This is a genomic window from Pelagicoccus sp. SDUM812003, assembly GCF_031127815.1.
Taxonomy (GTDB): domain Bacteria; phylum Verrucomicrobiota; class Verrucomicrobiia; order Opitutales; family Opitutaceae; genus Pelagicoccus.
Window position 1 is genome coordinate 35,523 of the sequence record NZ_JARXHY010000004.1, and the last position, 26,123, is coordinate 61,645.

Here is a 26,123-nt window from a genome sequence, read left to right on the forward strand (position 1 = left end):
TTTTGAACTTTCCAAAAACGCGCCTTTTTTTTCAAAACGACGCTTGACTTGGGTATGCTCGATCCTACTTTCAGCGTCCTCATCAACACCACGGGGTAGTAGCTCAGTTGGTTAGAGCGCCTGCCTGTCACGCAGGAGGCCGCGGGTTCGAGTCCCGTCTATCCCGCCACTTTCAGAAAAGCCGTTCCATTCGCAGGGACGGTTTTTTTGTGTCCGAAGTTAGCATGCCGACGGGCCTCGATCCCGCGGCCTTGCTGCTCGCTTCGCTCGCGCCGCGGGTGTTGGCGTGGCCTCGGGCTTCGCCCTGAACGAGTCCCGTCTATCCCGCCACTTTCAGAAAAGCCGTTCCATTCGCTGGGACGGTTTTTTTGTATCCGAAGTTTGCATGCCGACGGGCCTCGATCCCGCGGCCTTGCTGCTCGCTTCGCTCGCGCCGCGGGTGTTGGCGTGGCCTCGGGCTTCGCCGTTGCTCGGCTGCATGCAAGTCCGTTCGCGAAGGCGTGTTCGATAGCCGGTTCCCCCCTTGGACAAAACGGGCGGGAGGCGCCGTCGTTGGGCTTGGTGGACAGGCGGTGTGAAGGGTAGCGTTCTCTGGCTCGAGAATTCTAAGGTGCGACTTTGAGATGCGGAGCGAGCGGCGAGACGCTTTTCGGGCTCCCTCATTGCGGAGCCCAGCTCGAAGGGGGAGTAGGTATTCTCTCAACTTACACGTATACGAAATGTGAATACAGGTATGGCCTGAGGTCCTTATGACCCGAATTTGGCGGTTTTTTGAAACCCAAGGCCATCTACCTAGGTGCAAGGTGTCGTTTGCGCGCCAAAAAGCGTGGCTTGTTCACATCAATGTGACGGCGGAGTTACGAATTTATAGGAACTGTTACGGCGTAGTGACAAGACTGTTACAGAGCGGATTTCCCATTGAGATTCTATCAGGCTGTGAAGTCATGTGGCTTCAAACTGTTTTTAGCTATGGTTTTAAATTCCCGTAATACAAAGTCCACATGGGGCTTCGCCAAACTGCCGATCTTCGCGATGGTAGTGGCCCTATTTGTGTCTCAAGGCGCTGTTCTTAGGGCAGCCAGCACTGGCATCGTCTCGGGGTCCGTTTTGGACGCCGATTTTGGCGGAGGCGTACTGAGCGCTCGCGTCACATTGGTTGGCACCGATATCTCGGCCACCACGGATTTGGATGGCCGTTTCATTCTGACGAACGTGCCGGAAGGCGAGTACACGCTGATCGCCACCGCTAACTACTACAAGTCATCCACGGTCGAGGAGCTAGCGGTCAGCCCGGGCGATGTCGCCAAGGTGAACGTGCCGCTTTATGGCGATGACTCCGACATCGTGGAGTTGGATAGTTTCACCGTTAAGGCCACCATTCTGGAGAGTTCGGATCTTGGCCTCTTGTCTAAGCGGCAGAAGTCGGCGTCTGTTGGCGATGCCATCGGAGCGGAAGCGTTTAGTCGACTTGGCTTGGGCGACGCCGCCGACGCCATGTCCAAGGTGACAGGGGCGTCTATAGTAGACGGAAAGTATGTCGTCATGCGCGGCTTGTCAGATCGCTACAACAACACGACGTTGAACGGCACCAACATACCGAGCTCCGATCCGAATCGCAAAGCGGTCCAGCTCGACCAGTTCCCGAGCGGATTGATTGATGTCATTTCCACCTCCAAGACGTTTACTCCGGACAAGTCAGGAGAGTTCACTGGTGGTTCCGTCGACATTCAGACCAAGGCGTTTCCTGACCAGTACTTTTTCACTGCTTCGATTGGCTTTGGCTTTCGCGATGGTACCACAGGCGAAGAGGTTTTATCCTACCCAGGTGGCGGTGACGATTGGATGGGCAAGGACGATGGAACACGAGCTTTGCCGGCGCTCGCCTTGGACCCGCAAAACCTGACCAGCAATGCGTCTGTCGAAACGCGCGATGAGCTTATTCGCTCATTCTCCACGACGATGAGCCCCATTCGCTCCGAAGCTCCGATGGATCAAAGCTGGTCGATCGCTCTCGGGGATAACTTGATGCTCGGCGGAAGACGCTTTGGGTATGTGGCTAGTCTGTCATACTCACGTGAATACACGCATCAGGAGGATGCCGCGGAAACGCGTTATGAAACCAGGCTCTCTCAGGGCGAATGGGTGATCAACGAACTTGAGGATTTCGAGGTCGATAAGACGGTCGACAACGTAAATGTCGGAGCGCTTTTGAACCTCTCCTATCAGCTCGCGGAGAATCATGAGGTTGGGCTCAAGAACTTCTACAGTCAGTCCGGTTCGGACCAATCGGTTTTTCAGCAAGGTTCGGTCGTCGTGAGCGAGGACATCTTTCTCCGGGAAAGTCGCCTGCATTTCACGGAACGCCAGATCAGCTCCCATCAACTTTACGGCAAGCATCAGTTCGAGAATCTCAATGGATTGAAGGTGGAGTGGGACTATTCCGATTCCTCAAGCTCCCAGGACGAGCCTGACTTCCGCTTGTTTTTCGATCGCGTTCGACTTGATAACTATCCGGATCCGGAGCCAGGCGATTGGGGATTCCCTGTTGGCTCCACCAACCAGCGCTTGTTTCGCGAATTGCAGGAGGACAGCGTTGAGAACGGTCTGGATGTAACCATCCCGCTTCCTTTCCTTGAGCGTAACGCTACGGCCAAGGTGGGCTACCGAGCGATTGAAGCGGACCGATCTTACGACGAGCTCGCGCTTGGCTTCGGTCGCGATCCTCGAGGGTTTGGCGTTCCGTATCTTGGAGATCGGACCACCTTCCTATCCGACAGCAATATTGGCCTCAGCGAGAATGGCTTTCTGCGGCGTGTCATGATTGATGTCACCGACTTCGTTCCGACCTACGATGGCACGCGAAACATCGATGCGATGTATGGTATGGTGGACATTCCGTTTGGGGAGAAGTACCGTTTGATCGCTGGCGTCCGCAAGGAGGATACTCAGATCGAGGTTCTGTCGACGGACCGTTTCGGAAACGAGCTGGACGATCGGATCGGCTCTATCGACCAAAGCGATACGCTGCCATCGGTGAACTTCGTTTGGAGTCCGACCAAGAATCAGAACGTGCGCCTCGCGTACTCGGAAACGATCGCTCGTCCCAACTTTAGAGAGTTGTCACCAGTCGCTGGATACTCGGCGCTCGCGTCGCAGAAGATCATCGGAAACCCGGATCTGGAGCTGACCAACATCGAAAACTACGATTTGCGTTGGGAGTGGTTCCTGCAGGACGGCGACCTGCTTGCGGTCAGCGTTTTCAAGAAGGACCTCATCAACCCGATCGAGCAAACGGTCGACTTCATCAATCAGCAGACTTGGCAGAATGTCGACGAAGGCGAAGTGTCAGGCTTCGAGCTCGAAGCCCGCAAGCAGCTGCCCTGGCTTTCTGGCGAGTTCCATCGATTCACGGTAGGCGGCAACTTCTCCATAATCGATTCGGAGGTGACGCGTCCGGACGACGAGCTGACTCGCAAGCTAGTGTTTGATCCGGAAACTTCGAGCACTCGCGAGCTGCAGGGGCAAAGCGACCAGATTCTCAACCTCGACGTTACCTGGGAGCATTTCAGTTGGGGCTCGTCCTTCACTTTCAACTACAACTCGACCGGCACCCGCCTGTCACGCATCTCCGTGGCTCAGTTGCCGGATGTGTACGAAGATCCCGGCGAGACGCTCGATTTTATCTATACCCAACGCTTTGGCGATTCGTGGAAGCTCAAGCTGAAGGCGTCGAACATCTTGAGGGATTCTTCGCTCGGGTATCACGAGTTTCTCGGTGGCACCTACATCTACCACCTAGAAGACCCATCTACCAAATACTCTCTCGGGCTGAGCTACTCTTTATAGCCCTATTTGAAAATCCTCAATCAACCTAAAACTAACGACTATATGAAACGAGCACTCAAGCTAATCGCTGTTACCGGATTGTTGGCCGGAGCGGCTCATGCGGCTGACATCACCGTAGATGCCCCCATCTCGGAGAACACCGTATGGACGAACGACAACGAGTATACGCTCTCTGGATTTATCTTCGTCCAAGAAGGAGCAAGCCTAACCATCGAGCCGGGTACGGTGATTCGTGCTGAGGCTGGAACAGGAGCATCCGCTTCGGCGCTGGTCGTGCAGCGCGGAGCCAAAATCTATGCGGTAGGCACTCCTAGCGAGCCCATCATCTTCACCGCAGCTGCCGATCCTATGGACGGCACTTGGACGCCCGACCAAGGCGGAGCATGGGGAGGCGTGGTTATTCTTGGCGCAGCTCCGATCAATTCTAACGCTTCCGGCACTGGAACAGCTCCTGGCCTTGAGGACGCTATCGAAGGTATCCCTGCCGCATTCGGAGACGCTCGTCTCTACGGTGGCGAAGACGCTGAAGACAACTCCGGTATCTTCCGCTACGTTTCGATTCGTTTCGGCGGTTCCCTCCTTGCTCCAGACAACGAACTGAATGGTCTGACCCTTGGCGGTGTCGGATCGGGAACTCTCATCGAGTTCGTCGAAGTTTTTGCTAATGCGGACGACGGCGTCGAGTTCTTCGGCGGTACGGTCAACACTCGCTTCATGGCGGTAGCCTATCAGGGTGATGACGGTTTCGACTACGACCAAGGATACAACGGCAAGGCCCAATTCTGGTTCAATATCGCGGACGCTCGGATCAACTCTGCCAATGATTCTTTCGAGCCGGACAACGGCGCCGAAATGGATGGTGAAGTGAACTCCCAGGGTGGCAACATCGGTGGCGCCACCATCTACAACGCCACTTTCGTTGGTCCAGGCGATGGCGCAGGTCGCGCTCTGCGCACTCGCGACAACGCGTTCTCCAAGTACTTCAACTCCATCTTCACAGGCTGGACAGACGAAGCGGTTCGTATCGATGCCGACTCTGCTGAGCGTATCGCTCCTGACGACGATGCCACCATGATCGAGCTTGCTAACAACATCTTCGACGCGACTTCCTTCGCCGGAACAACTGCGGCGGATCTTTCTCACGGTGATGAAGGCGAAGGCGACGACGAAGAGTACCTCTTCGACCCATCCTTCAACAACTCTGTTGTCGACCCAATGCTGCGCGGCCTGAGCCGTGGCACCTTCACCCTAGTAAACGAAGCAAATCCAGACGGTCCTGGTTTCGTTAGCGGTGACGGCATGCTCGATCCTCGCCCATCGGCTGACAGCCCAGCATTCAGCAATGCCAGGAAGGCTCTTCCTGCGGACGATCCCTGGTACCTGTCCGTCGACCACATTGGCGCCTTTGGTTCCACCAACTGGCTCTATGGCTGGAGCTACCTCGACAGCGCCGGCTACCTGCCGCAAATCGACAACGCCTACCCAATTGCGGCTCCGACCTCCGTTTCCAGCCTCGCCCAGACCAACGTAAATGGTTTCGCCAACATCGCTCTGGTGGTTGAAGGCGACCTGCCTCGTCTTTTCATCATTCGCGCTCGTGGTCCTAAGATCCTCGACGATAGTAACTTCGAAGCGGCTGATCTGCTCGCCGATCCGGAGATCCTGATCCGCGACTTCACCACTGGCGAAGTCGTAGCGACGGAAACCGGATGGACCGATCGCGCTGACGTCATCGACATGATGGGCGCTCGCGTTGGCATGTCCACGCTCGCTCCGGAAGACGGTCGCCCGACCGACGACACCACCTCCGCAGCGTTGCTCATCAGCTTGAACCCAGGCGTCTACACCATCCGCGCTTCTGGCGAAGATGACGGAGCTGGCATCGTCCAGATCGCCGCTTGGATGCTCGATCGCTAAAATAAGTATCCGCTCTTTTAGAATTTCAAAGCCGCTAGTGGCTTTGTGATTACGGGGACCAGCCCTCTTGGCGGAGGGCTGGTTTTGAGCGTTTAAGATTTCGCCGAAAAAATGATGATCAAGAAACTGAAAACATTTCCTAGCTTCTCGGACTCCGTGAGAATGGCCCGCTGGAAGCTGAGCCCTGTTTTCGTGATACTGTCTCTCTTCGCCGGGGCTGCTAACGGTTCGGAGATGAGCTCCTCGCTCAAATCCTACGAATTCAACGGAATCCTGCGCATCGGCGATAGGGCCCAGTTCTGCATCCACGATCGCGTGGGCGGAGGACACTTTTGGCTGGGGCTGAAGGAGGCTCGAGCGGGTTTGACTCTCCTTGAGTGGGATGCGGAGACCGAATCGATTCTGATCGAGCTCAATGGCTCGAAGGGCCGACTTGCTTTCAAGGAAGAGCGAGTGACGCCGCTCAAGATCCGCAAGCAGCTGACCGCGGCCATGAGCGCCGAAAAGAAGGAGGAGCTGCGTGAGCAACGGCAGTTGGAAGAGTCGCAGGGCTTGGATCTGGCCGTCGGCTACCAGCTGATCAAGCAGCGAAAAAGGCCTTAGCGACTTCGTTGCTGCGCTGACCGGCCCGCTCGTTGGCTCTCGTTTCCTCGCCCGCCATAGGCGTATCTGCTCAAGGCATTCTTCCCCGCAAGCATAGGGTGAATCCGCTCTTGCTTTTTGCAATCAACATATCAATAGATCGTCATATGTTGATAAATGGCGAGCGAAGATTCGTTTCGCCTAAGACGGAAACCTAAACAGCTATGCCAAAAAACTTCGTATTCTCTTCCGAGTCCGTGGCCGAGGGCCATCCCGACAAAGTATCCGACTACATTTCCGACAGCGTTCTCGACGCTTGTCTCGAGCAGGACCCCGATAGCCGCGTCGCTTGCGAGACTCTGGTGAAGAGCAACGTGGTGGTGCTTGCTGGCGAGATCACTACCAAGGCCAAGTTCGACTACGAGCAGGTGGTGCGGCAAGCCATTCGCGAGATCGGCTACGTAAATGACGACGACGTTTTCCATGCGGACAAGGTGTTCATCACCAACAACCTGACCAGCCAATCGCCTGACATCGCACAAGGCGTCGACGCCAAGAAGGCCAAGGGCAAGGATACGGCGGAGCAGGGCGCGGGCGACCAGGGCATCATGTTCGGCTACGCTTGCGACGAGACGCCGGAGCTCATGCCCGCCGCTGTCATGTACGCCCACCGCGTCGGCCGCGAGATCGCTCGCATCCGCCATGGCGGTCGTCAAGCCAAGTGGCTACGCCCCGACTGCAAGTCTCAGGTGTCCATCCGCTACGAGGACGGCAAGGCCAAGGAAATCACCGCGGTGGTCATTTCCACGCAGCACGCCGCGGACGTCGACAAGAAGACCATCGAGAAGTTCATGATCGACAAGGTTATTAAGAAGAGTCTTCCGAAAAAGCTTCTCACCAAGAACACCCAATTTCTCATCAACCCGACCGGACGTTTCGTCATTGGCGGTCCGCAGGGCGACGCCGGCCTCACCGGCCGTAAGATCATTGTGGATACTTACGGAGGAACCGGCCGTCATGGCGGCGGAGCCTTCTCCGGCAAGGATCCCTCCAAGGTCGATCGCTCCGCGGCATACATGTGCCGTTGGGTGGCCAAGAACATCGTGGCGGCTGGCCTAGCGGCCCGAGCCGAGTTGCAGGTGGCCTACGCCATCGGCTATCCGGAGCCGGTCAGCATCACTGTTGACACCTTCGGCACCAACACGGTCGACGAGGAAGTCATCGAGAAGGCGGTTTCCGAGGTCTTCAAGTTCAAGCCAGCGGACATCGTATCTCAGCTCAAGCTCAAGCAGCCGATCTACCGCAGCACCACCAATTACGGCCATTTCGGCAAGGACGATTTGCCTTGGGAGCAAACCAACAAGGCGGCGGCCCTCAAGAAGGCGGCCAAGGCGCTTTCATAGGCCTGCGAGACAACACCACAGCCAAATTAGTATCATGCCAGAAACTACAGAAATTCTCCCTTACAAAGTAGCGGCCAAGACTCCCGAGGAGTTCGAGGCGCAGGCCCAATTCGGTCGCAAGGAAATCACTATCGCGGAAGCTGAAATGCCAGGCCTGATGGGCGTGCGCAAGAAGTATGCGGACGACAAGCCACTGGCTGGCGTTCGCATCATGGGCTCCCTGCACATGACCATCCAGACCGCGGTCCTGATCGAGACTTTGGTCGACCTCGGCGCCGACGTTCGCTGGGTCTCCTGCAACATCTTCTCCACGCAGGACCATGCCGCTGCGGCCATCGCCAAGGCAGGCGTGCCGGTATTCGCCTGGAAGGGCGAGACGCTGGAAGAGTACTGGTGGTGCACCGATCAGGCTCTCAAGTTCCCTGGTGGCCTAGGCCCGCAGCTCATCGTGGACGACGGTGGCGACGCCACGCTTCTCATCCACAAGGGCTACGAGCTGGAAAACGGTAGTGACTGGGTCAATACGCCGTCCGAATCGGAAGAGGAAGGGGTCATCAAAGCGCTTCTCAAAAGCTCTCACGAAGAGAACCCAACGCGCTGGCACGATCTGGTGAAGGAGTGGAAGGGCGTTTCGGAGGAAACGACAACTGGCGTGCATCGCCTCTACCACATGGAGAAGGCTGGAAAGCTGCTCGTTCCCGCCATCAACGTGAACGACTCCGTGACCAAGTCCAAGTTCGACAATCTCTACGGCTGCCGCGAATCCCTCATCGACGGCATCAAGCGCGCCACCGACGTCATGACTGGCGGCAAGGTGGCAGTGGTTTGTGGATACGGCGATGTTGGCAAGGGCTGCGCCCAAGCGCTCGTCGGCATGGGCGCTCGCGTGATCGTGACCGAGATCGACCCGATCTGCGCTCTGCAGGCCGCCATGGAAGGTTTCGAAGTCACGACCATCGAGGACACCCTCGGTCGCGCTGACATCTACGTGACCACCACTGGCAACAAGGACATCATCACCATCGATCACATGAAGGCGATGAAGGACCAGGCTATCGTTTGCAATATCGGTCACTTCGACAACGAGATCCAGGTTTCCAAGCTGGTGAACTTCCCGGGCATCAAGCACGAGAACATCAAGCCTCAGGTCGACAAGTACACCTTCCCAGCTGGCAACGAGATCTTCCTGCTCGCCGAGGGACGTCTGGTCAACCTCGGCTGCGCCACCGGCCACCCGTCGTTCGTCATGTCGAACTCCTTCGCCAACCAGACGCTCGCTCAGCTCGATCTCTGGAGGAACAAGGACGTGTACAAGGTCGGCGTCTACCGCTTGCCGCAACACCTCGACGAAGAAGTCGCTCGCTTGCACCTCGAGAAGATCGGCGTGAAGCTGACCAAGCTCACCGACTCGCAGGCGGACTACATCGGAGTAGATGTGGCCGGACCGTATAAGCCGAGCCACTACCGCTACTAGTCGAAAGACAGATTTTCATCTTCAGAGCGACGGGTTGTCTCAGCCCGTCGCTTTTTTGTGGGCGGTGAATGGTTTCGCATTGTCGGGTCGGCGCCTCGACCTACAGGGTTCTCGTTTGCGATTGTAGGTCGCCGCGTTGGGGCGACTTCATTTTCGGCTTCTCCGTAGTCGTCGTTGATTGTACTAAGAGTACCGTTGTTTTACCTCATGCCTGCCGACGCTTCCGAATCAATTCTCGAACGTTTTCATCCAGTTCTTGCTGGTTGGTTTCAGAAGCGTTTTGGGCGGCCGACCGAAATTCAGGAGAAGGCTTGGCGGCTCATCGCGGACGGCGAGCACTGCCTGATTTCCGCCGCCACTGGTAGCGGCAAGACCTTGGCGGCGTTTTTGTGGAGCATAAATCAGCTGCTATGCGGGGAGTGGGAACTCGGAGGTACGCGAGTGCTTTACATTTCACCGCTCAAAGCGTTGAACAACGACATCCGCCGCAATGTGCTCTCTCCGCTGGCGGAGCTGAAGGCGGTTTTCCGCGACGAAAAGCTGGATTGGCCGGAAATTCGAGTGATGACTCGAAGTGGCGACACCGAGCAAGCGGACCGTCGAAAGATGCTGCGCAAGCCTCCGGAGATCCTGATCACCACTCCGGAAAGCCTAAATCTGCTCCTGACTTCGAACGACGGTCGCCGGGCTTTGTTGGGCGTCCGATCGGTGATTCTGGATGAGATACATTCCGTAGTCGGATCCAAGCGTGGCGTTTACCTCATGACAGCGGTGGAACGCCTCGCTCATCTAAACGGCGAATTTCAACGAGTCGCTCTCTCCGCCACGGTTAAGCCGATGGAGACTGTGGCTGCTGTGGTGGGAGGGTTCTTCGAGGGAAGGCCCCGCCCTTTGAGGCTGGCGGAATCTTCTGTGGAGAAACGCTATCAGATCGCAGTCCGTTTCCCGGAAAATTTCGATGAAGAGGCGAACGATGAGGACACCTGGGCGCCGATCGTGGCCGAGCTCAAGACGCTGGTTCGGGAAAACCGCTCCACCTTGATCTTCGTCAACAGCCGCATGCTTTGCGAGAAGATCGCACATCGTCTGAACTTGGAGGAAGCGACGCCGCTGGCGTATTCACATCATGGATCGTTGTCGAAGGAGATTCGATCCGCTGTGGAGCAACGTCTGAAGCAGGGCGAGCTCAAAGCCATCGTAGCGACCAATTCGCTGGAAATGGGGATCGACGTCGGAGCTCTGGATTGCGTGGTCATGGTGCAGAGCCCCAATCGGATTTCGTCCGCTATCCAGAAGGTCGGCCGAGCCGGGCATCAGGTGGGCGCGGTGAGTCGAGCGGTGGTCTTTCCTTCGCATTCGCGTGACTTTCTGGAATCCGCCGTATTGTCCGAGGCGATACGCGAGCGCGATATCGAAGCGGTGCAGCCGGTGGAACGACCGCTTGACGTGCTCGCTCAGGTGATCGTTTCGACGCTTGGGGCGGGTCCTTGGGATATTGACGAGCTCTTTGCGCTTGTTCGCAGCTGCTACTGCTACCGTGAACTGACCCGAGAGCAGTTCGACCTGGTTTTGAACATGCTCGCGGGCCGCTATGCGGAGAGCCGATTGCGCGAACTGAAACCGCGGATTTCGATAAGTCGTAGTGAAAACACGGTTACGCTTCGAAAGGGGGCCTTGATGGCTTTCTACTTCTCAGGCGGAGTCATTCCGGACCGAGGCTATTTTCATCTGAGGTTGACTGGAAACGGAGCTCGGCTCGGCGAGCTCGATGAGGAGTTCGTGTGGGAGAGAAGCATCGGTGACGTGTTCACGCTCGGAGTACAGAGCTGGAAGATCGAGCGCATCACCTACAACGACGTGTTCGTGGTCCCGGCGGAGGCAGGCGAGATGGCGCCACCGTTTTGGAGGGCGGAGCGCTATAACCGCGACTTCCATTTCGCGGAACGAATCGGCAGCTTCCTTGAGTGGGCGAACGATCGACTGGACGAGAAGGCCTTTCCGCAGGAGCTGGAAAGCCGATTCGAGTTGAACGCCGCCGCGGCCGAATCGCTTGCGCGCTTTTTGCGTAGTCAAAAAGTGGTGACACGCAGTAGTCTGCCGCATCGTCATCATCTTTTGGCCGAGCTGATCGATGCCGCGCCTTCGGGGGCTCCTGGCAAGCAGCTCGTTTTGCATACGCATTGGGGCGGCCGCGTCAATCGGCCGTTCGCTTTGGCTTTGGACGCGGCGTGGAACGAGACGATGGGCCATCGAACCGAAATCTACGTCAACGACGACTGCGTGGTGCTGATGCTGTCCGAAGGCGTGACAATCGAGGAGGTCCTGCCTTTGGTGACCGCTGGAAATGTGGAAAGCTGGCTGCGCAAACGCCTAGAAGGATCCGGGTTTTTCGGGGCGCGTTTCCGCGAGGCGGCTGGCAATGCCTTGCTCGTCACACGAAATCGGGCGGGGCAACGTTTGCCGCTTTGGCTGAGCCGCTTGCGGGCCAAGAAGCTTTTCGAGTCCGTGCAGCGCTTTGGCGATTTTCCGCTCTTGCTGGAAGCGTGGCGAACCTGCTTGAAGGATGAATTCGACATGGACGCCCTCAAGCTCGTCCTGGCCGAGCTGGAGGATGGCGAGATCGAAATCTCGCAAGCTCATTTGTCGGTCGCCAGTCCGTTCGCCTCCAGCGTCGCTTGGAGGCAGATCAACGATGAATATATGTACGCGACGGACGACCCGAATTCGGACGGACGCTCCTCGCTAAAGGAGGACCTGGTACGATCGATCGCGTTCGACGAATCAGCGCGACCAAAGGTATCTAAAGACCTGATACGGGAGTTCGAGGCGAAGCGCCAGAGAACGGCTGCGGGCTATGAACCCGGAGACGTGTTGGAGATGCTGGAGTGGCTGCGCGACCGCGTCGCTCTGCTCGAGTCGGATTGGGAGGGGTTGTTGCGGGCGTCCCAGCTGGAAGGCCACGACCAGTTTGTTTCGAAAACCGTAAGGCTGAAAGTGGGCAGTGAAACCTGGATCGCGCATGAGGACGAGCGCGAGAAGGCCGAAGCCCTCTTTGGCGATCTGCCCGATGCTGACGTATTCATCGAATGGCTATCCTATTTCGGACCGATTTCCCTGGAATCGGCCCAGGGAAGTTTGGCGTGCTCGGGGGAAAGGCTGATGGCTATGCTGGATGCCCTGGCTGACGAGCGCCGGCTGGTGGTGGGAGAGCTGGTGGAAGGCGAGCGGGGGCTGTACGTTTGCGAAGCGGAGAACTACGAGACCTTGCTTCGAATGAATCGGGCTAGGAACCGCCCTCGATTCTCGGCCTTGCCGTTGGAGGACTTGCCCCTGTTTCTCGCTCAATGGCAGGGTTTGGTGACGCCGGAGGAAGGCGTTCGTTCGGTTCGAGACGCCTTGGATCGCCTATGGGGCATGAGCTTTGGGATCGAGGACTGGGAGAAGTCGATCCTGCCGGTTCGAGTTAAGAACTATCACCCCGCCTTGCTCGATAGCGTCCTTCTGGAGGACGAGATGAGGTGGCGTGGCTTTGGCGAGGGCAAAGTGTGCTTCGCTTTGGAGGACGATTGGGACCTCTTTGTGGAGTCCGGCGAAGGAAGCGAGCTGGATGAGGCGGAAGGACAGGTCCTTGCTCGGCTGGCTAGCGGTCAGCGCTTGAGTTTCGCGAAGCTGCAAGAAACCTTGGAAATGCCTTCGAGGGAATTGGAGAGCTCCCTCTGGGGATTGGTATGGAAGGGGCGCGTCAGCAACGATGCGTTCGCGACGGCCCGCAGAGGGGTTGGCGGGGGCTTCGCACTCTGCGAACGAAGCGCTCAACCAGAGCGTCGCACGAGACGCCAGCGGCTTGGCCGCCGATCCTCAGCCATCAGGACGGTGACGTACCCAGGCGCTTGGTACGTTTTGCCGGACGTCGAAGACGAAGGCGACCCAGTCGAGCGGCTGGAGCTGCAGCGAGAGCGAGCCCGTTTGCTGCTCGACCGGTACGGAGTGGTTTTCAAGGAGATCCTTCAACGGGAGGCGAACGGTTTTCGTTGGAGGGACGTATTCAAAGCCTTGAGACTTCTGGAGCTTTCTGGAGAAGCGATCGGAGGGCGGTTTTTCGAGGGCGTGCCCGGTCTGCAATTCGCCTCAAAGGCGGCCTTTCGAGCCTTGTTGAAGGATCTGCCAAGATCGGCGCTCTACTGGCTAAGCGCTGCGGATCCAGCTTCGGTTTGCGGTTTGGGTCTCTTAGGCGGTGGCGCTTCGACGATGCCCGCTCGCCGAGCCGGCACTGTTCTCGCCTATCGAGGATCGACCCTGGCTCTCGAGAGTTCGCGTGGCGGCAAGTCGCTGCGCATTCACTTGCCGCTGGACGACCCGGATCTGACTTCCGTCTTCGCTATGCTGGAATCGATGTGGGGACTCGGTCGAGCCGGCGTATCGCGGGTTTTGGTTGAGGAGATAAACGGCGAGGACGCTCGCCTAAGCCCTTATTTGGAGGGCTTGGGAAGCGTCCTGAAATTGCACAGCGACCACAAGCGAGTGGTGGTGGAAGGCGGTTTTAGCTAAGCCTTTCGTGAGGCCGACATCGCTGTCGCCCGGGACTCAATCGTATTCGTAGCGGCAGTGGCGGTAGCGTCGAGGCGAGCGGAAGCGGGCGGCGTCGATGATCGACCAGAGGTGGACGACCCATCCTAAGAGGATGATCCAGAGCAGCCATGCGAAGACGAAGTGTATGAGAGCTGCCAATACGCGGCCTTGAAGCAGTTGGCCTAGGCCGGGGATGAAGAAGCTGCAGAGGGCGGCGATGACGTTGCCGGCGGATCCTTGGTCTGACATTAGAGAATATGGGTTGAGTTTAGAAGGTCGGTGAGTGTTTTCAGATCCTCGCTCGACTGAGGGAGGAGGAAGCTGCGGGAGTCGTTGGGGTAGGCCAGGGCGTACCGCTGCGCGAACTCCTCGCCGCTGGGGGCGCCTGATATGCGAGCGTAGCGCACTCCCATTTCTTCGAGCTGATCATGTATGATGCTCGTGGATACTGAATGGTCCGGAAGTTGAGAGAGGTCGATCACGATGATTTGAAAACGGTTTGCGAGCTGCTTAGCGGCGTTTATCCAGTTTTCTTCGTGTTCTTGCGAGTTGTGCAGGAGCACGAGCTCGGGACCGTGCCCATATGACGAATACGCGATAGGTTCGGCTTTCTTTTCCGAGGCAAGGGCGATGGTAAGGAAACCGATCAGAACGATCAAAGTGAACGAAGTGTGAGTTGCTCGATAGGGAAGAGCTTTCATGACGGAAGGAGATGTCGGGATTAGCGGTGAGTTGGCGTTGCTATTCCAAGACGGCGGGACATGGTGGTCCCGTTTCGCGAGTGGTACGCTCGCGGGAAGAAAGAAGGAGGAGAGGAGGAGAGGTGAGGAGCTTACTTGCCGGCGTTGAAGCGGCGCTCCCAGTCGTAGGACTTGTTGGTCACGTAATTCTCCATGCGACGGATGCGCGATTCGATGGAGTCGAAGCGGTTTTTCAGGCGACGCAAACTAAGCATGCGAGGCGAGTCGCTGGTTTCGAAATAGTCCTCTTCGTAGCAGAAGCTACGCTCTTCCCGTCGCAAGCCTTCGGGCTCGGGCTTGATGATGAGAGCTGCGATGGCGTAGAGAACGGGGAAGGGGAAGAATCCGGTGAAGAGTGAGATCGCGACGAGGCCGAGTCGTATCCAAACGACGGATAAGTCGAAGTGGTCGGCGAGTCCTTGGCAGATGCCGAAGACGATGCGGTTTTTTGACCGATAAAGCGGTTTACTCATGGTAGGTGTCTCGGTGTAGCCTCTAGTCGACTACTTTTTGTTGATGATGATGGTTTCGAGCGCTTCGACCCGTTTCTCCATCTTTTGCAAGGACTGGTGAAGGTCTTGCATGATGCGGGCCTCTTCGTCGCTCAGTCCGGCTCCCCCCTTCGCTTTGGCCTCGGTCTTCGCTTTGACGATGCTCGTGATGGACCCGAAGATGATTCCGACGATCGCGATCGGTATAACGAAGGGCATCATTTCGAGAAGGAAGTGAAAGGGGTTCATCATGTTCTAGGCTGATTAGAGGGCTGCGAGTTGGGAGTGATGAGAAGTCCTATTTTTCGTTGGACTTATTCTCGATTTCCGCCTTCAGGGCCGCAAGTTCCTTTTCCAGGGTCTCGTCGCCTTCGAGTTTCGCGAACTCGTCCTCCAGGCTTGGCTTGGACTTGGCGTTGACCAGGTCAGCGTCGGCCTCCATGCGCTCGATGCGGTTTTCGAAGGCATCGAAGCGAGCGAAGGCGTCCGAGTTGTCGTTCTTGCGCAGCACGCTCTGGGCCTTGTAGCGCTTTTCCGCTTGGGTGTGGCGCTGGATGAGCATCTGGTGCTTCTTGCGAGCGTTTGCGAGCTTGTCCTCGAGCTGGCCGATATCGCTCTGGTACTTTTCCACGATGTGGTCGAGCTGATCGATCTCCTTCTGCAGGCGATCCGCCTCCTCGGTGAAGACGCGCTTCTCGGCGAGCGCTTCGCGAGCTAGGTCCTCGCGTCCTTTGGAGACTGCCAGACGAGCCTTGTTCTCCCAATCGGTGACGCGGTACTGGACGCTATCCAGGGCGCGGATGATTTTGGACTTGGTGGCCATGGTCGAGGCGCAGGAGGCTTTGAGCTCCACGAGCGTATCCTCCATTTCCTGGATCATGAGCTTGATCAGCTTCTCCGGATCTTCCGCCTTGTCGAGCATGGCGTTGATGTTGGAGGAGACGATGTCTTTGAAGCGTGTGAATATTCCCATTTTCGTTTTTGGTTAAAATTGTTTAGGTTCGGAAAAGTATAAACACGATCCGTGCCAAAGCTCCTTCGGATATCTTAAGCGACTGATAGTTAGGGGTTAGAAAATTTTCATCGAATTCTTCAGCTTTTGGTTTGATAAAAATTAGGTTGAGATCACCAAAAAACGGATAAATAAACCATGCGAATGAACCAGGAAGATGAGGGTAGTTTTGAGATGGGGCCGTTGCCCGATGCCCTCGGCATTTCGGAGGCGTTTTTCGACTTTCAGCAGCGGCTCTCGCAGGTGGCGAAGATCGATCGTCCGGTACTGATCATAGGGGAGAGGGGAACGGGCAAGGAGTTGGCGGCTTCGCGACTGCACTATCTTTCTTCGCGGTGGCAGGGGCCGCTGGTGGCTTTGAACTGCGCGGCGTTGGCGGAGACGGTTTTGGAGTCGGAGCTGTTCGGGCATGAAGCGGGGGCGTTCACGGGCGCGGTGAAGCGGCGCATGGGGCGCTTCGAGGCGGCGGAGGGAGGCACCTTGTTTCTCGACGAGATCGGGTTGGTCTCCATGACGGTGCAGGAGAAGATCCTGCGAGCGGTGGAGTATGGCATTTTTCAGCGAGTGGGCGGTTCGAATTCGGTCAAGGTCGACGTGCGCATCGTGGGCGCTACCAACGCGGATTTGCCGGAGATGGCGAACCGGGGGAAGTTCAAGAGCGACCTGCTGGATCGCCTTTCCTTCGACGTGCTTTATTTGCCGCCCTTGCGGGCCCGCAGCGAGGATATCGAGCATTTGGCCATGCACTTCGCGGCCTCGATGGCGCAGGAGCTTGGGCTGGGCGATGTGCCGCAGTTTTCCAGCGGAGCGTTGAAGAGCCTGAACGCCTACCGCTGGCCGGGAAACATCCGGGAGCTCAAGAACGTAGTGGAGCGAACCGTCTACCGATCCGGAGGCAAGCGAATCGATACGATCGAATTCGACCCGTTTGTGAACCCCTATCTGCAAGGGGGGGAGAAGCGGAGCGCCTCGGAAGGGACCGAAGCCAGTGACGACGACCAGCGACCCCTACCGGAAAAGGTCAAGGAGCTGGAGATTCGTTCGCTTCGTTCGGCGTTGCGAGCGTGCGGCTTCAAGCAGACGAAGGCTGCCGAGCGGCTTGGGATCAGCTACCATCAGTTTCGGGCCTTGTATCGACGGCTCAAAGACGAGCTGGACGTTTGAGCGAGCGGCGCGCGGGAGCGTCGCCGGGGGGAGAAGTCCCGGTCTTCTCTTGAGCGTTGATACGCGCTCGCCCTAGCCAAGGAAATGGAAAGCGGACGAAAGCGGCGTAATACTCCTCGTTTCGCGTAAATGGGGAAAAGTCGCTCGGGCGCCGGTCGTATTAGGAAACGCTTCCCGGCCCTGGCTCTTCGGGGCGCAAGGGCAGCGCAACTCTCAATCTACACTCTAACGACCGCACGCTTTATGACTATCGATTCATCCTCTACCGCGGCGCAGGCAGCGCTCGCTTCTCCCTTGACGGCCTTGAAAAATGCGAAGGAAGCGCCCGGCAAAGCGGCCTTGAAGGTGATCGAAGGCGTGGCCGAACAAGTCGAGCAGTCGCAGCCCAGTGGGCCGGTAGGCGGCAAGCTCAACGTGAAGGCCTAGCCCCTCGCGAATCGCAAAGACGAAAGCGGCTCCGTCTCTCTCGATCCATTGGGATCCATGAGAAACGAAGCCGCTTTTTTCGTTTATCTGAAAACTGGAGGCGAGAGGCCTCCGGTCTTGCGGGACGGGTCGCTGGGACCCGTCCTAGATCTCGCTACGAGGCGGAGCTCGAAAGCTTTTTCGAGAGTTTTTCCACGGCGTCCTCAAACGCCTGTTCGGCTGCCTCGACGAACTGATCCGAGACGTCGTAGGCGTTGGTCACGGCGATGCCGGTCGTGGTGCCACGCACGAGGCCGAGGTTGGTTTTCTCGCCATTCGAGTCGAAGTATTCCGCTTGGGCGGTGAACTCGTAGAAGTTGGAGCGTGTCCGTTCCCAATCCACTACGCGGAAGCGAAGGTGGTCGCGGGCGTTCTTGGGCAGGGCGGTGTTGTATTCGAACTCGAACTCGCCGATCCAGTCCTTGCGGTCCGCAACGTTGTAAAATGCAGATTGCAAAAGATCCTCTCTGACGCGTTCGGACGAGAAATCCAGGTGTCCCTGAAGGTCGTCGATGAGCACCGTGAGCTTGGAGCTCTGGGCGGTTTCGCCGCTGTCAGCCGACAGGGCGGGCGCCATGGCCAGCAGGGCGGCTGCGGCGAAGGCGTGCAAGAGATGGATTGATTTGTTTCGAAGCTGTCTCATGGCAGTTTCCTTTCATGTTTCGGGTTCCAGTCTGGTCTCCGAAAGTCGCAGAATGCGCGCCAGGTGGGGATCGTCCCCCCGTTTCGGAGCGGGAGAGCGATCTGCTCGCGGAGTGGAGACGGTTTCCCTATTTCATCGCTCAAGTCGCTTCCTCGCTGCGACTTGCGTCGAAATTTTCCCCGGCGAGAGCTAAACTTGTGTCGGTCGGCTCCGTTGGTATTAGCGCGGATCAGTGCCCAGAGGGACTCTGTATGAATGATGATCAACGAGTTTGGCTTGTGAAGTCCGGCGATGGCCGGATCAAGGGACCGTTGCTCCGGGACGAGTTGGCCTTGCTGGTGGAAAGCGGTGGCTTCGAGCCCGCGGAGCTTCAGGTGGCGCGTACGGAGGACTGGCAAAACTGGAGGCCGTATTCGCAATGTGGAGTCGGAGGAAAACGCAAAGCGCCTTCGGTCGCGCCGAAACCCGACGGAGCGAATGAGCGGATCGATGCGGTGGAGCTCGCTCGGCTCGCTTCGCGGCGGAGAACGGAAGCGAAGAAGGAGGCGCGGTCCGGATGCAAAGCGAAACGCGACCCTTCTGCGAGGGAATCCGAGATGGTGGAGATCGCCCGCATCGCCCATGGCAGTCCGGTCCGGGATACGCGAAGCGAAGTTTTTTTGGAAACGCACAGCCTAGTCTTCTTTCTCATCGCTGTCGTTCGAAACATGCTGATCGGGCTATTGTTTGCGCGTGTGAATTGGATACTGCCAACATGGGAAGAGTGCCTGGTCTCGGCCTGTTGGGTGGGTGCCGCGATCACGATCGGTCAGGAGCTTTGGCTTCGCGGAATCGCTTTCCCAAGAGCCGCAGCGGTCGGCGAAGGCTCGTGCGGCGCTGGAAAGCGATGGAGTGGAGAGGCTGAATGATCGATTTCAAGGGAATTCTCATCAGGCACGGAGGCATGCTGCTCTTCATCTTGGCCACTGGCTTTTTCGTCTACACGCCGGCTCCGAAAAGCGCTTACCAGAACTCCGATCGAGGAGGGACGGTGGTTGAGCAGCTTGAATTTGTCGGCTCGTTCACGGGTGATGAGTCAGCGGGGTTGGCGGAACGGGCGCTGGTGGGCGCCTACCATCAGTCGGCGCGCCTGTCACGCAACCTGCATGTCGTGCTGAACGCGGAGTATCAGCGCGTCGCGAACATCGTCAGTCTGGCGATTCCTTCTCTGAAGCCCTCTGAAGAGACCGTTTCATTTGGCAGGGTTCCGAGAGATTCTGAACTGGAGTATCGGTTTCTGGGAATCTGCGTGTTTCTCTTCCTCGTCCTCTCCGGTTTTGTCGCCATGCACGTTCTGGGGTCGAACAGGCTGAAACGCGACCTCATCGTTTGGCAGTTCGTTTGCGTGGGGATCATGCTGCTGCTTTTGGCGGAGCTCATCAGCTTTTCGCCCATTTCGATGATTTTAAACCTGCCCTTGTGCGTCGGGCCTGGCCTTTGCTTTTACGAAGCGAGGGAGATGAAGGACTTGAAATACCTGTTTTGAACCCCATGGCGACCTTGCCCGAAGCCGCTCTCGTCAGGAAGGCGACCCGATTTCTCAAGATCGTGTTGCTGGTGGTCCTGCTGATCCTGCCGTTGGCGCTGGTGGAGGACTGGTCGAATGTCAGGGGCTTCGATCGCTCGGCTGGCGCCGTCCAGCGCTAGCTCGGCGTGCGTTCAGTCAGAGCTGGATGCCCACCTGATCGAGCGTGCTGCCTTTGACCTGATAGTAGCGGGCCACGGCGATGTTGTAGTTGGCGATCGCCTCCAGCTCGCGGACCTGAGCGGCGGTGAGGTCTTCCTGAGCTTCGAGCACGAAATAGGCGGTGCTTTGGCCGAGGTTGAGTTTGCGTTCCTCCGCCTCCAAGGACCTTTCGGCGAATTCGCGGCCTTCGCGCGCCAGCTGGCGGCTCTGGGCCTCCGTGCGGATGCGGCGAGCCGCGTTGTCCAGTTGGATCGCGATGGACTGCTTGAGCTGCTGTTCGACCAGGTGGGCCCGGTCGTTGAACAAGCTGGCGCTGGCCCGTTGGGCGCGACCGGTGATGTTCAGCAAGGGGCGACTGAAGATGACGCCCACGAAGAGATCGTCCTCCGCGTCAGCCAGACCCTTGTAGCTGCTGGTGAAGGAATCGTTGAAGGAGGTGCGGAAATAGCGAGCCGTGAGGTCGAGCTGCGGGAGCGCTTGGCTGTGGCCCGCTTTGACCTGGATCTCGGCCTTCTGGATTTCGATGAGGGACTGCAGGTAGTCCGGGCGATTGAGCAGAGCGTATCCAAAATCCTCTTTCAAGTCGCCGCTCCAAGGCGTGGGCTCGGGGATCTCGCCAACCGTGACCTGCCATTCCACCAGGGCGATCGACTCGTTGGATACGAAACGCTTCAGTTCGTTGAGGGCTTCGTAGTAGAGGCGCTCCTGCTGGACGACATTCGCTTCGCGTTGGGAGAGTCGAGTCTCCGCGACCTCTACCCCGCGGGCTTCCACCGTGCCCAGTTCCGCCCGCTTGCGGGTGTCCTCGACGAGCTTTCGTCCCAGTTCGCGGCTCTGTTCGGCGACGCGCAGGGAGTCCTTGCGCAGGGCGACCTGGTTGTAGAGCGTGATGGCGTTGGTGACGGTGGCGATCGCCTGAAGCTTGAAGGATTGCTCGGTTTGCTCGTAGTCGCGCTTGGCGATGCGCAGGCGGCGCAGGCTTTCCGCTCCCCCGAAGTTTTTCAGCAAGGGCTGGTTGAGAGCGATGCCCGCGTTGGTGGCGTAGGCGTCGCCGAACTCGTTTTCAAATTTCCCGGTCGCCGCGTCGAGCACCACGTTTCCCCCTGTTGGAAGATTCTGCGAAATGGAGGCGCTGGTGACGTGTCCCTCCTGGCTATTGAAGGACGAGGCGGCTCCTCCTCCGCCTCCCAAGGCACCGTCGGAGTGTCTGGCGCTCACGGCGGGGTCCCAGTAGCCCGCGTTCGCTCTCGCGGTCTGACGAGCGATGTCTCGATCGATCTCCACGATACGGATTTGGAAGTCGCGCTGGAGAGCGAGCTGGATGAGGCTCTCTAGGCCGATGGTATCGGTCTCTTCGGCGCTTGAAGCGCTTGCGGCGATCGCGAGGGACGCGAGAGTGACGATGAGGCGTTTGGGAAGCATGGCGAAATGAAGGGGATGATGAGGAAGGGGCATCTGGCACCTATTCTTCTCGAAGGCAGTTTGCGAGATTGGCGCTGATGACTTCGCGGGCGGGAGTGAACAAGGCGATGGCCGCGATGGCGGTGGTGACGAGAACGGGGATAACGTAGTTCAGAATCGCGACGTTGAATCCGCCCAAGGCTTGGCTGATCACGCTGACCAGGGCCCAACCGAGCAAGGCGCCCAGGCCGATGCCGATGGCGATCTGAGCGGCCCCCAGTCGCAGGACCTGCTTCATGATGGTGGCGGAGTTCGCCCCAAGGGCTTGGCGAATGCCAAACTCTTGGAAGCGCTGGCGTACTGAGAAATCCATTACGCCGTAGACGCCGATGGAAGCGAGGGCGAGCGCCGCGATGCCGAAGAGACCGAACATGTTTCGGAAGAAGAGAGGGCCGAAATTGGCGTCCTTGACCGCTTGAGCGACAGTCTTGACGCGGTACAAGGCGATGCTGGGATCGATGTCGTAGAGGACGGCTCTGATCAGGTTCGCTTGGGCGGTCGGGTTGCCGGATGACTTGGCGAAGACGGTGACGGAATCCTGCGGGGCGGAGCTCATGGGGCGATAGACGCCGCCGAGCTCCTCGTCGTCGCGCGGTCCGGGGCCTGCCATTTTGGTGTCGGGCACCACGCCCACGATCGTCAGCCAGGGGAAATCGTCCTGCCAGACATCGCGGATCTGCTTGCCGACCGGGTTTTCGTCCGGCCAGAGCCGCTTGGCCAATGGCTGGTTGATGACGCAGACGTTCTGGGCGTTTTCGCCTTGATCGGTGAACTCGAAGCCGCGTCCGTAAAGGATCGGGATGCCGAGAAGGTCGAAGTAGTTGTCGGAGACGATCTCGTGACGGGCCCGGATGAAGTCGTCGGCCGTTTCCTGCTGCATGCCTTGCACCTCCCAACGGGAATTCCAGTTGAATAGCATGTCGATAGAGGTGGTGAATCCGATGCCCTGCAAGCCTTGCGTATTCTCGAGCCGGGCCTGGATGCGGGCCAACAGCTCCGCGTTTCCGGCGTCACCGCCGGTGGTCTCCGGCAGATCGAAACGAGCGGACATCATGCCGCTAGGATCGTAGGGAGGCTTGAAGACTGCGGTATCCTGCGCGGTGCTGACCATGGTGGAGGTGGTGATCAGCAAACCGCAGGAGACGCAGAGCTGAAAGAGGGCCAGCAGCTTGCTGAACAGGCCGATCTTCAGTCCGGTGGAGCCGCGGGAATTGTCTTTTAGGATGTCGTTTACGTTGGCTCGGGACGCCTTGATGGCCGGGATGATGCTGGCGACGAGGCTGGCGAACAGGGTGATGAGCGATAGCAGGCCGACAACTTGAAGGTCCACATCCATATTCATCCACTCCGGAGCGTTGGCTTCCTCCGCTTCGGCGATCCACGCCCAAGTGGCCTTGGAGGACCAGATCGTGATCACCAAGCCTAGCAGTCCGCCAATGATGGCGAGAGAGAAGCCCTCCACGATCATTTGACCGACCAATCTGCCGCGATTGCCTCCGAGCGAGGAGCGTATGGCCAGCTCCTTCACCCGGTGCGTCGCCCTGGAGAGGGTGAGGTTTGCCACATTCGTGCAGGCGATCAGCAGGACGAGCAGCGAACAGATGAACATGAGGTAGAACATGCGCTTCATCTCCTTGCCCAGGTAGACGCTCGACATGGGTTCCATTTGAAAGGAAACGTAGCCTGTATTGCTTTCTGGATACGCTTTTTCGAATCGCTTGGCGATCGTGTTGAGTTCGATCAAGGCGGATGCAGGCGTGTATTCAGGTTTCAGTTGTCCGATGACGAAAAGCTGATCGCCTTCGCCGCGTTTCATCGCCAAGGGATCGAGCGATTCCACCACCCAGATGTCGTTTTGGCTGGGGAAGTCGACGTCCTTGCCTGCAACTCCGATGATGAGAATCGGCTCGCCGTTTACGGTGAGGTAGTCGCCGACGATGGAATCGCGACCTTCGAGTTGGTTTCGCCACAGGTGGTCGGAGATGACAGCCTTCTTTTCGGAGCCAGGCAGGTCGTCTCCTTCTTGAAAGAATCGGCCGAGCTGAGGTTTCAAGGTGAGCGCATCGAAGTATTCCGCTGAAACGAAGCTGCCGGAGAAGCGCTCCGCGTAGTCGTCTACAACGATGGAAAAGGTCTGTCCTCTCTGGGAAGCGAGGTGTTGAAACACGTCTTGCTGGTCGTGCAACTCGCGAAAATCGCGATAGCGAAGGTTCGGCGTTTGAGTGCCGCTCTTCCAAAGGTGCTTGGTGGACTCGTCCCACGAGAGGGTTTGCGTCGTGTCGAAGTCGATGTCCTTGGGGTGGGCGCGAACCACTCCGAAGATGAGTGTAAGCATCAGGCCGACCAAGCCGAGGCCGACGGCGTAGGCGACCACTGCGAGTATGGCGCTGCCGGGATTCTTCCGTATTTGTCGGAGACCTACAATGAAATCGTTTGCGAATGACATGGAAAGGAGAGGGGAGCTTTGGTTTGGGCATGACGTTCCGAGGTAGCGGCCGTACGGATACGGCCACTACCGATTGCAGAACGTAGAGTGAGAAGGGGTTCGACGATGAACCCAGAAATGGTTTAGGCGGTGGCGACCGCTTTGGCTCTCACCGTTTCGTCGACGATCTTGCCGTCGAACAGGTGCACGATGCGTGACGCGATCTCGTTGTATCGCTCGTCGTGAGTGACCATGCAGATCGTGGCGCCTTCGTTGTTCAGGTCCTGCAGCATCTGCATGACCATGGCGCCGTTTTTGGAGTCGAGGTTCCCTGTGGGCTCGTCGGCGAGCAGGATGCGCGGGGAGCCTCCAAGGGCGCGGGCCACGGCGACGCGCTGCTGCTGGCCGCCGGAAAGCTGATGCGGGTAGTGGCTTTGGCGGTGGGACATTTGGACCTTTTCCAGAGCCTCCATGACGCGGCTTTTGCGATCCGCTGACTTGAGGCCGCGGTAGATGAGCGGGAGCTCCACGTTTTCGTAGACCGTGAGATCGCCGATCAGGTTGAAACTTTGGAAAATGAAGCCTACATCCAGATTACGGATACGCGAGCGTTCGTTGTTGTCGAGCGTGGCCACCTGGCGTCCAGCCAGGGTGTAGGAACCGTCCGATGGGGAATCCAGCAGTCCGAGGATGGAGAGAAGGGTCGACTTCCCGCAACCGGACGGCCCGCTGATGGAAAGGAACTCTCCCTCGTTTATGTCGAGGTTGATGTCGGAGAGGGCGTGCGTTTCGATCTCGTCGGTCAGAAAGACTTTCGAGATATTTTCGAGGTGGATGAGAGCTTGGTTGTCGGACATGGTGAGTCTAGGGTTCTGGATGTTCTATGCTAGGATTTAAGGTGTAGAGATTTATTGGATACGGATCTTGTCGTGAGTGTCCCATTCGCTCATGTCGTTGAGCACGACTTCGTCGCCTGGCTGGAGACCTTCCACGACTTCGATCTGGTTGACGGACGCTTTGCCGTAGACGACTGGCACGCGCAGGGCGAAATCGCTTTCGGGCTGGAGCTTGAAGATGGTCATCTGCGCGTCCGGTCGGCTGGAGGCGGGGCGTTTGACCTTGATCACGTTTGCCAGCCGTTCGAATTCTACCACGCCTTCGACGGTCAGGTCGGGGCGGGCTCCTTCGGGCAGGCGTTCGGTGAAGCGAATGTCGACTGCGACGGTGCCGTTTTCCACGTTGGGATCGACGCGTGATATGGCGCCGCGAACTTTGCCGTTGCGGGTGTCGACCACGGCTGGGAGGCCGATGCTGAGATCCTTGGCGTTGATCTCGGCGATGCGAACCACGGCTTTCAGGTTTTTGGGATCGGCGACCTGTGAAAGGTTTTGACCGATGCCGACCTGCATACCCTCTTCGACCGTCTGCTTTTGCAGCACGCCTGCCACTCCGGCTACCACGGTGAGGCCTTCGAACTGGTCGCGCAGAAGGTCGAATCGGGCTTTTGCTTGGTTGACCTGGGCTTTCCTGGCGGAGAGCTGGGTATCCAAATTTCTTTCGCTGAACTCGAGGCGCTGGCGTTCGATATCCAGCCGGGTGGTCAGCTGTTCGTGCCGGAGGAGCGAGCGGCGCATTTGCAGATCGGATACGAGCCCCTCCTTGTTGAGCTCGGTATCGATCTCGGCGTCCAAGGCGGCCTCCTTTTGCTGGGCTTCGAGCTGAGCGAGATTGGAGCGAAGCTGGAGAATGTTGTTCTGCAGCTGGACGTCGTAAGTGACGTAGTCCGCTTGCGCCGCCTCGTAGGCGAGCTTGGCGTCGAGCGCTTGCTGTTCCAGCGTGGGGTTGCTCAGGATCATGATTGCGGTATCCGGTTCGACCCAGGCGCCAGGGCGCACGATGATCTGCTCCACGCGACCGCTGGTTTCGGAAGCGATCCAGCGAAAGTCCTCGGGCACCAAGGTGCCGATGCCGCGCGCTTCTCGCATCATCTCGCCTTGCTCGACGTGGCCGAGCCAAACGCGGTCGTGCTCCACGGTGGGGGTGGAGACGTCGAGAGTGCTCAACCACCAGGCGCCGGCGGCGATCGCCACTACGGCGATGCCAGCAGAGATGATCTGCTTGCGGCGCTTCTTTTGTTTCAGGTCTTTTCTAACAATGTCCATGAGGGGGAAGGAGGGGGGAGGTTTGGAAGGATATAATCAGGAC

General features: G+C 58.1%; 21 protein-coding genes and 1 tRNA gene. 12 read left to right on the plus strand and 10 right to left on the minus strand.

All coding sequences use genetic code 11. From position 1 onward, the window contains the following. Positions 1-92 precede the first annotated feature (92 nt). The 7 genes from QEH54_RS06825 to QEH54_RS06855 all read left to right on the plus strand — a co-directional run bounded on the left by QEH54_RS06825 (position 93) and on the right by QEH54_RS06855 (position 13,770). Positions 93-169, plus strand: a tRNA-Asp gene (locus QEH54_RS06825). 800 nt (positions 170-969) lie between these two features. Continuing rightward, positions 970-3,846, plus strand: a complete 2,877-nt coding sequence (locus tag QEH54_RS06830) for a TonB-dependent receptor (RefSeq protein ID WP_309017900.1) — start codon at positions 970-972, stop codon at positions 3,844-3,846. A gap of 42 nt (positions 3,847-3,888) precedes the next feature. Beyond that, positions 3,889-5,763 carry a hypothetical protein gene (locus QEH54_RS06835; protein WP_309017901.1) on the plus strand — a complete coding sequence of 625 codons (1,875 nt, stop codon included), beginning with the start codon at positions 3,889-3,891 and terminating at the stop codon, positions 5,761-5,763. Between the two features lie 111 nt (positions 5,764-5,874). Further along, positions 5,875-6,366 carry a hypothetical protein gene (locus QEH54_RS06840; protein ID WP_309017902.1) on the plus strand — a complete coding sequence of 164 codons (492 nt, stop codon included), beginning with the start codon at positions 5,875-5,877 and terminating at the stop codon, positions 6,364-6,366. 203 nt (positions 6,367-6,569) lie between these two features. Next, complete coding sequence (gene metK / locus QEH54_RS06845) at positions 6,570-7,748, plus strand: methionine adenosyltransferase (protein WP_309017903.1); 1,179 nt, start codon at positions 6,570-6,572, stop codon at positions 7,746-7,748. 34 nt (positions 7,749-7,782) lie between these two features. Continuing rightward, complete coding sequence (ahcY, locus tag QEH54_RS06850) at positions 7,783-9,222, plus strand: adenosylhomocysteinase (protein ID WP_309017904.1); 1,440 nt, start codon at positions 7,783-7,785, stop codon at positions 9,220-9,222. Positions 9,223-9,429: 207 nt separating this feature from the next. Continuing rightward, positions 9,430-13,770, plus strand: coding sequence for a DEAD/DEAH box helicase (locus QEH54_RS06855; RefSeq protein ID WP_309017905.1), 4,341 nt, complete (start codon positions 9,430-9,432; stop codon positions 13,768-13,770). A 36-nt stretch (positions 13,771-13,806) separates the two neighbouring features. Here the strand turns inward: QEH54_RS06855 and QEH54_RS06860 are convergent, their stop codons facing one another. The 5 genes from QEH54_RS06860 to pspA form a co-directional block, all read right to left on the minus strand. Further along, complete coding sequence (locus QEH54_RS06860; protein ID WP_309017906.1) at positions 13,807-14,040, minus strand: hypothetical protein; 234 nt, start codon at positions 14,038-14,040, stop codon at positions 13,807-13,809. Further along, positions 14,040-14,492 (minus strand): hypothetical protein, encoded by a 453-nt coding sequence (locus QEH54_RS06865; RefSeq protein ID WP_309017907.1) that lies wholly within the window; start codon positions 14,490-14,492, stop codon positions 14,040-14,042. Before QEH54_RS06865 ends, QEH54_RS06860 begins: the two co-directional genes overlap by 1 nt. Positions 14,493-14,623: 131 nt before the next feature. Next, entirely contained in the window at positions 14,624-15,004 is a 381-nt protein-coding gene (locus tag QEH54_RS06870) for a PspC domain-containing protein (protein ID WP_309017908.1), read from the minus strand. A 30-nt stretch (positions 15,005-15,034) separates the two neighbouring features. After that, positions 15,035-15,274 (minus strand): envelope stress response membrane protein PspB, encoded by a 240-nt coding sequence (locus QEH54_RS06875; protein WP_309017909.1) that lies wholly within the window; start codon positions 15,272-15,274, stop codon positions 15,035-15,037. 46 nt (positions 15,275-15,320) lie between these two features. After that, the gene (gene pspA / locus QEH54_RS06880; RefSeq protein WP_309017910.1) at positions 15,321-15,995 is read right to left on the minus strand and encodes a phage shock protein PspA; all 675 of its coding nucleotides are present in this window, start codon (positions 15,993-15,995) and stop codon (positions 15,321-15,323) included. Between the two features lie 183 nt (positions 15,996-16,178). Here pspA and pspF point away from each other — a divergent pair, with 183 nt between their 5' ends. Further along, complete coding sequence (gene pspF / locus QEH54_RS06885) at positions 16,179-17,198, plus strand: phage shock protein operon transcriptional activator (protein ID WP_309017911.1); 1,020 nt, start codon at positions 16,179-16,181, stop codon at positions 17,196-17,198. A 243-nt stretch (positions 17,199-17,441) separates the two neighbouring features. Then, positions 17,442-17,624 carry a hypothetical protein gene (locus QEH54_RS06890; protein WP_309017912.1) on the plus strand — a complete coding sequence of 61 codons (183 nt, stop codon included), beginning with the start codon at positions 17,442-17,444 and terminating at the stop codon, positions 17,622-17,624. A 154-nt stretch (positions 17,625-17,778) separates the two neighbouring features. Here the strand turns inward: QEH54_RS06890 and QEH54_RS06895 are convergent, their stop codons facing one another. Then, positions 17,779-18,306: a hypothetical protein gene (locus tag QEH54_RS06895; RefSeq protein ID WP_309017913.1), complete on the minus strand. Its 528-nt coding sequence runs from the start codon at positions 18,304-18,306 to the stop codon at positions 17,779-17,781. A gap of 251 nt (positions 18,307-18,557) precedes the next feature. Here QEH54_RS06895 and QEH54_RS06900 point away from each other — a divergent pair, with 251 nt between their 5' ends. Genes QEH54_RS06900 through QEH54_RS06910 form a run of 3 tightly spaced genes read left to right on the plus strand, consistent with a single transcriptional unit; the run spans position 18,558 to position 19,992 of the window. Further along, positions 18,558-19,214 (plus strand): hypothetical protein, encoded by a 657-nt coding sequence (locus tag QEH54_RS06900; RefSeq protein ID WP_309017914.1) that lies wholly within the window; start codon positions 18,558-18,560, stop codon positions 19,212-19,214. Then, positions 19,211-19,831 carry a hypothetical protein gene (locus tag QEH54_RS06905; protein ID WP_309017915.1) on the plus strand — a complete coding sequence of 207 codons (621 nt, stop codon included), beginning with the start codon at positions 19,211-19,213 and terminating at the stop codon, positions 19,829-19,831. The genes QEH54_RS06900 and QEH54_RS06905 overlap by 4 nt, the downstream gene beginning before the upstream one ends. Positions 19,832-19,836: 5 nt before the next feature. Beyond that, complete coding sequence (locus QEH54_RS06910; protein ID WP_309017916.1) at positions 19,837-19,992, plus strand: hypothetical protein; 156 nt, start codon at positions 19,837-19,839, stop codon at positions 19,990-19,992. A 16-nt stretch (positions 19,993-20,008) separates the two neighbouring features. Here the strand turns inward: QEH54_RS06910 and QEH54_RS06915 are convergent, their stop codons facing one another. From QEH54_RS06915 to QEH54_RS06930, 4 genes are all read right to left on the minus strand, one after another. Then, positions 20,009-21,454: a TolC family protein gene (locus QEH54_RS06915; RefSeq protein ID WP_309017917.1), complete on the minus strand. Its 1,446-nt coding sequence runs from the start codon at positions 21,452-21,454 to the stop codon at positions 20,009-20,011. A 40-nt stretch (positions 21,455-21,494) separates the two neighbouring features. Continuing rightward, positions 21,495-23,939 (minus strand): ABC transporter permease, encoded by a 2,445-nt coding sequence (locus tag QEH54_RS06920; RefSeq protein WP_309017918.1) that lies wholly within the window; start codon positions 23,937-23,939, stop codon positions 21,495-21,497. A gap of 122 nt (positions 23,940-24,061) precedes the next feature. Then, positions 24,062-24,775 carry an ABC transporter ATP-binding protein gene (locus QEH54_RS06925; protein ID WP_309017919.1) on the minus strand — a complete coding sequence of 238 codons (714 nt, stop codon included), beginning with the start codon at positions 24,773-24,775 and terminating at the stop codon, positions 24,062-24,064. A 51-nt stretch (positions 24,776-24,826) separates the two neighbouring features. Continuing rightward, positions 24,827-26,080 carry an HlyD family efflux transporter periplasmic adaptor subunit gene (locus QEH54_RS06930; RefSeq protein WP_309017920.1) on the minus strand — a complete coding sequence of 418 codons (1,254 nt, stop codon included), beginning with the start codon at positions 26,078-26,080 and terminating at the stop codon, positions 24,827-24,829. Positions 26,081-26,123 lie beyond the last annotated feature (43 nt).

What these genes read in the sequence shown, in the direction of transcription:
- QEH54_RS06830 (WP_309017900.1), top strand. Translation starts at nt 970, where the DNA reads ATGGTTTTAAATTCCCGTAATACAAAGTCCACATGGGGCTTCGCCAAA.
- QEH54_RS06835 (WP_309017901.1), top strand. Translation starts at nt 3,889, where the DNA reads ATGAAACGAGCACTCAAGCTAATCGCTGTTACCGGATTGTTGGCCGGA.
- QEH54_RS06840 (WP_309017902.1), top strand. Translation starts at nt 5,875, where the DNA reads ATGATGATCAAGAAACTGAAAACATTTCCTAGCTTCTCGGACTCCGTG.
- metK (WP_309017903.1), top strand. Translation starts at nt 6,570, where the DNA reads ATGCCAAAAAACTTCGTATTCTCTTCCGAGTCCGTGGCCGAGGGCCAT.
- ahcY (WP_309017904.1), top strand. Translation starts at nt 7,783, where the DNA reads ATGCCAGAAACTACAGAAATTCTCCCTTACAAAGTAGCGGCCAAGACT.
- QEH54_RS06855 (WP_309017905.1), top strand. Translation starts at nt 9,430, where the DNA reads ATGCCTGCCGACGCTTCCGAATCAATTCTCGAACGTTTTCATCCAGTT.
- QEH54_RS06860 (WP_309017906.1), bottom strand. Translation starts at nt 14,040, where the DNA reads ATGTCAGACCAAGGATCCGCCGGCAACGTCATCGCCGCCCTCTGCAGC.
- QEH54_RS06865 (WP_309017907.1), bottom strand. Translation starts at nt 14,492, where the DNA reads ATGAAAGCTCTTCCCTATCGAGCAACTCACACTTCGTTCACTTTGATC.
- QEH54_RS06870 (WP_309017908.1), bottom strand. Translation starts at nt 15,004, where the DNA reads ATGAGTAAACCGCTTTATCGGTCAAAAAACCGCATCGTCTTCGGCATC.
- QEH54_RS06875 (WP_309017909.1), bottom strand. Translation starts at nt 15,274, where the DNA reads ATGATGAACCCCTTTCACTTCCTTCTCGAAATGATGCCCTTCGTTATA.
- pspA (WP_309017910.1), bottom strand. Translation starts at nt 15,995, where the DNA reads ATGGGAATATTCACACGCTTCAAAGACATCGTCTCCTCCAACATCAAC.
- pspF (WP_309017911.1), top strand. Translation starts at nt 16,179, where the DNA reads ATGAACCAGGAAGATGAGGGTAGTTTTGAGATGGGGCCGTTGCCCGAT.
- QEH54_RS06890 (WP_309017912.1), top strand. Translation starts at nt 17,442, where the DNA reads ATGACTATCGATTCATCCTCTACCGCGGCGCAGGCAGCGCTCGCTTCT.
- QEH54_RS06895 (WP_309017913.1), bottom strand. Translation starts at nt 18,306, where the DNA reads ATGAGACAGCTTCGAAACAAATCAATCCATCTCTTGCACGCCTTCGCC.
- QEH54_RS06900 (WP_309017914.1), top strand. Translation starts at nt 18,558, where the DNA reads ATGAATGATGATCAACGAGTTTGGCTTGTGAAGTCCGGCGATGGCCGG.
- QEH54_RS06905 (WP_309017915.1), top strand. Translation starts at nt 19,211, where the DNA reads ATGATCGATTTCAAGGGAATTCTCATCAGGCACGGAGGCATGCTGCTC.
- QEH54_RS06910 (WP_309017916.1), top strand. Translation starts at nt 19,837, where the DNA reads ATGGCGACCTTGCCCGAAGCCGCTCTCGTCAGGAAGGCGACCCGATTT.
- QEH54_RS06915 (WP_309017917.1), bottom strand. Translation starts at nt 21,454, where the DNA reads ATGCTTCCCAAACGCCTCATCGTCACTCTCGCGTCCCTCGCGATCGCC.
- QEH54_RS06920 (WP_309017918.1), bottom strand. Translation starts at nt 23,939, where the DNA reads ATGTCATTCGCAAACGATTTCATTGTAGGTCTCCGACAAATACGGAAG.
- QEH54_RS06925 (WP_309017919.1), bottom strand. Translation starts at nt 24,775, where the DNA reads ATGTCCGACAACCAAGCTCTCATCCACCTCGAAAATATCTCGAAAGTC.
- QEH54_RS06930 (WP_309017920.1), bottom strand. Translation starts at nt 26,080, where the DNA reads ATGGACATTGTTAGAAAAGACCTGAAACAAAAGAAGCGCCGCAAGCAG.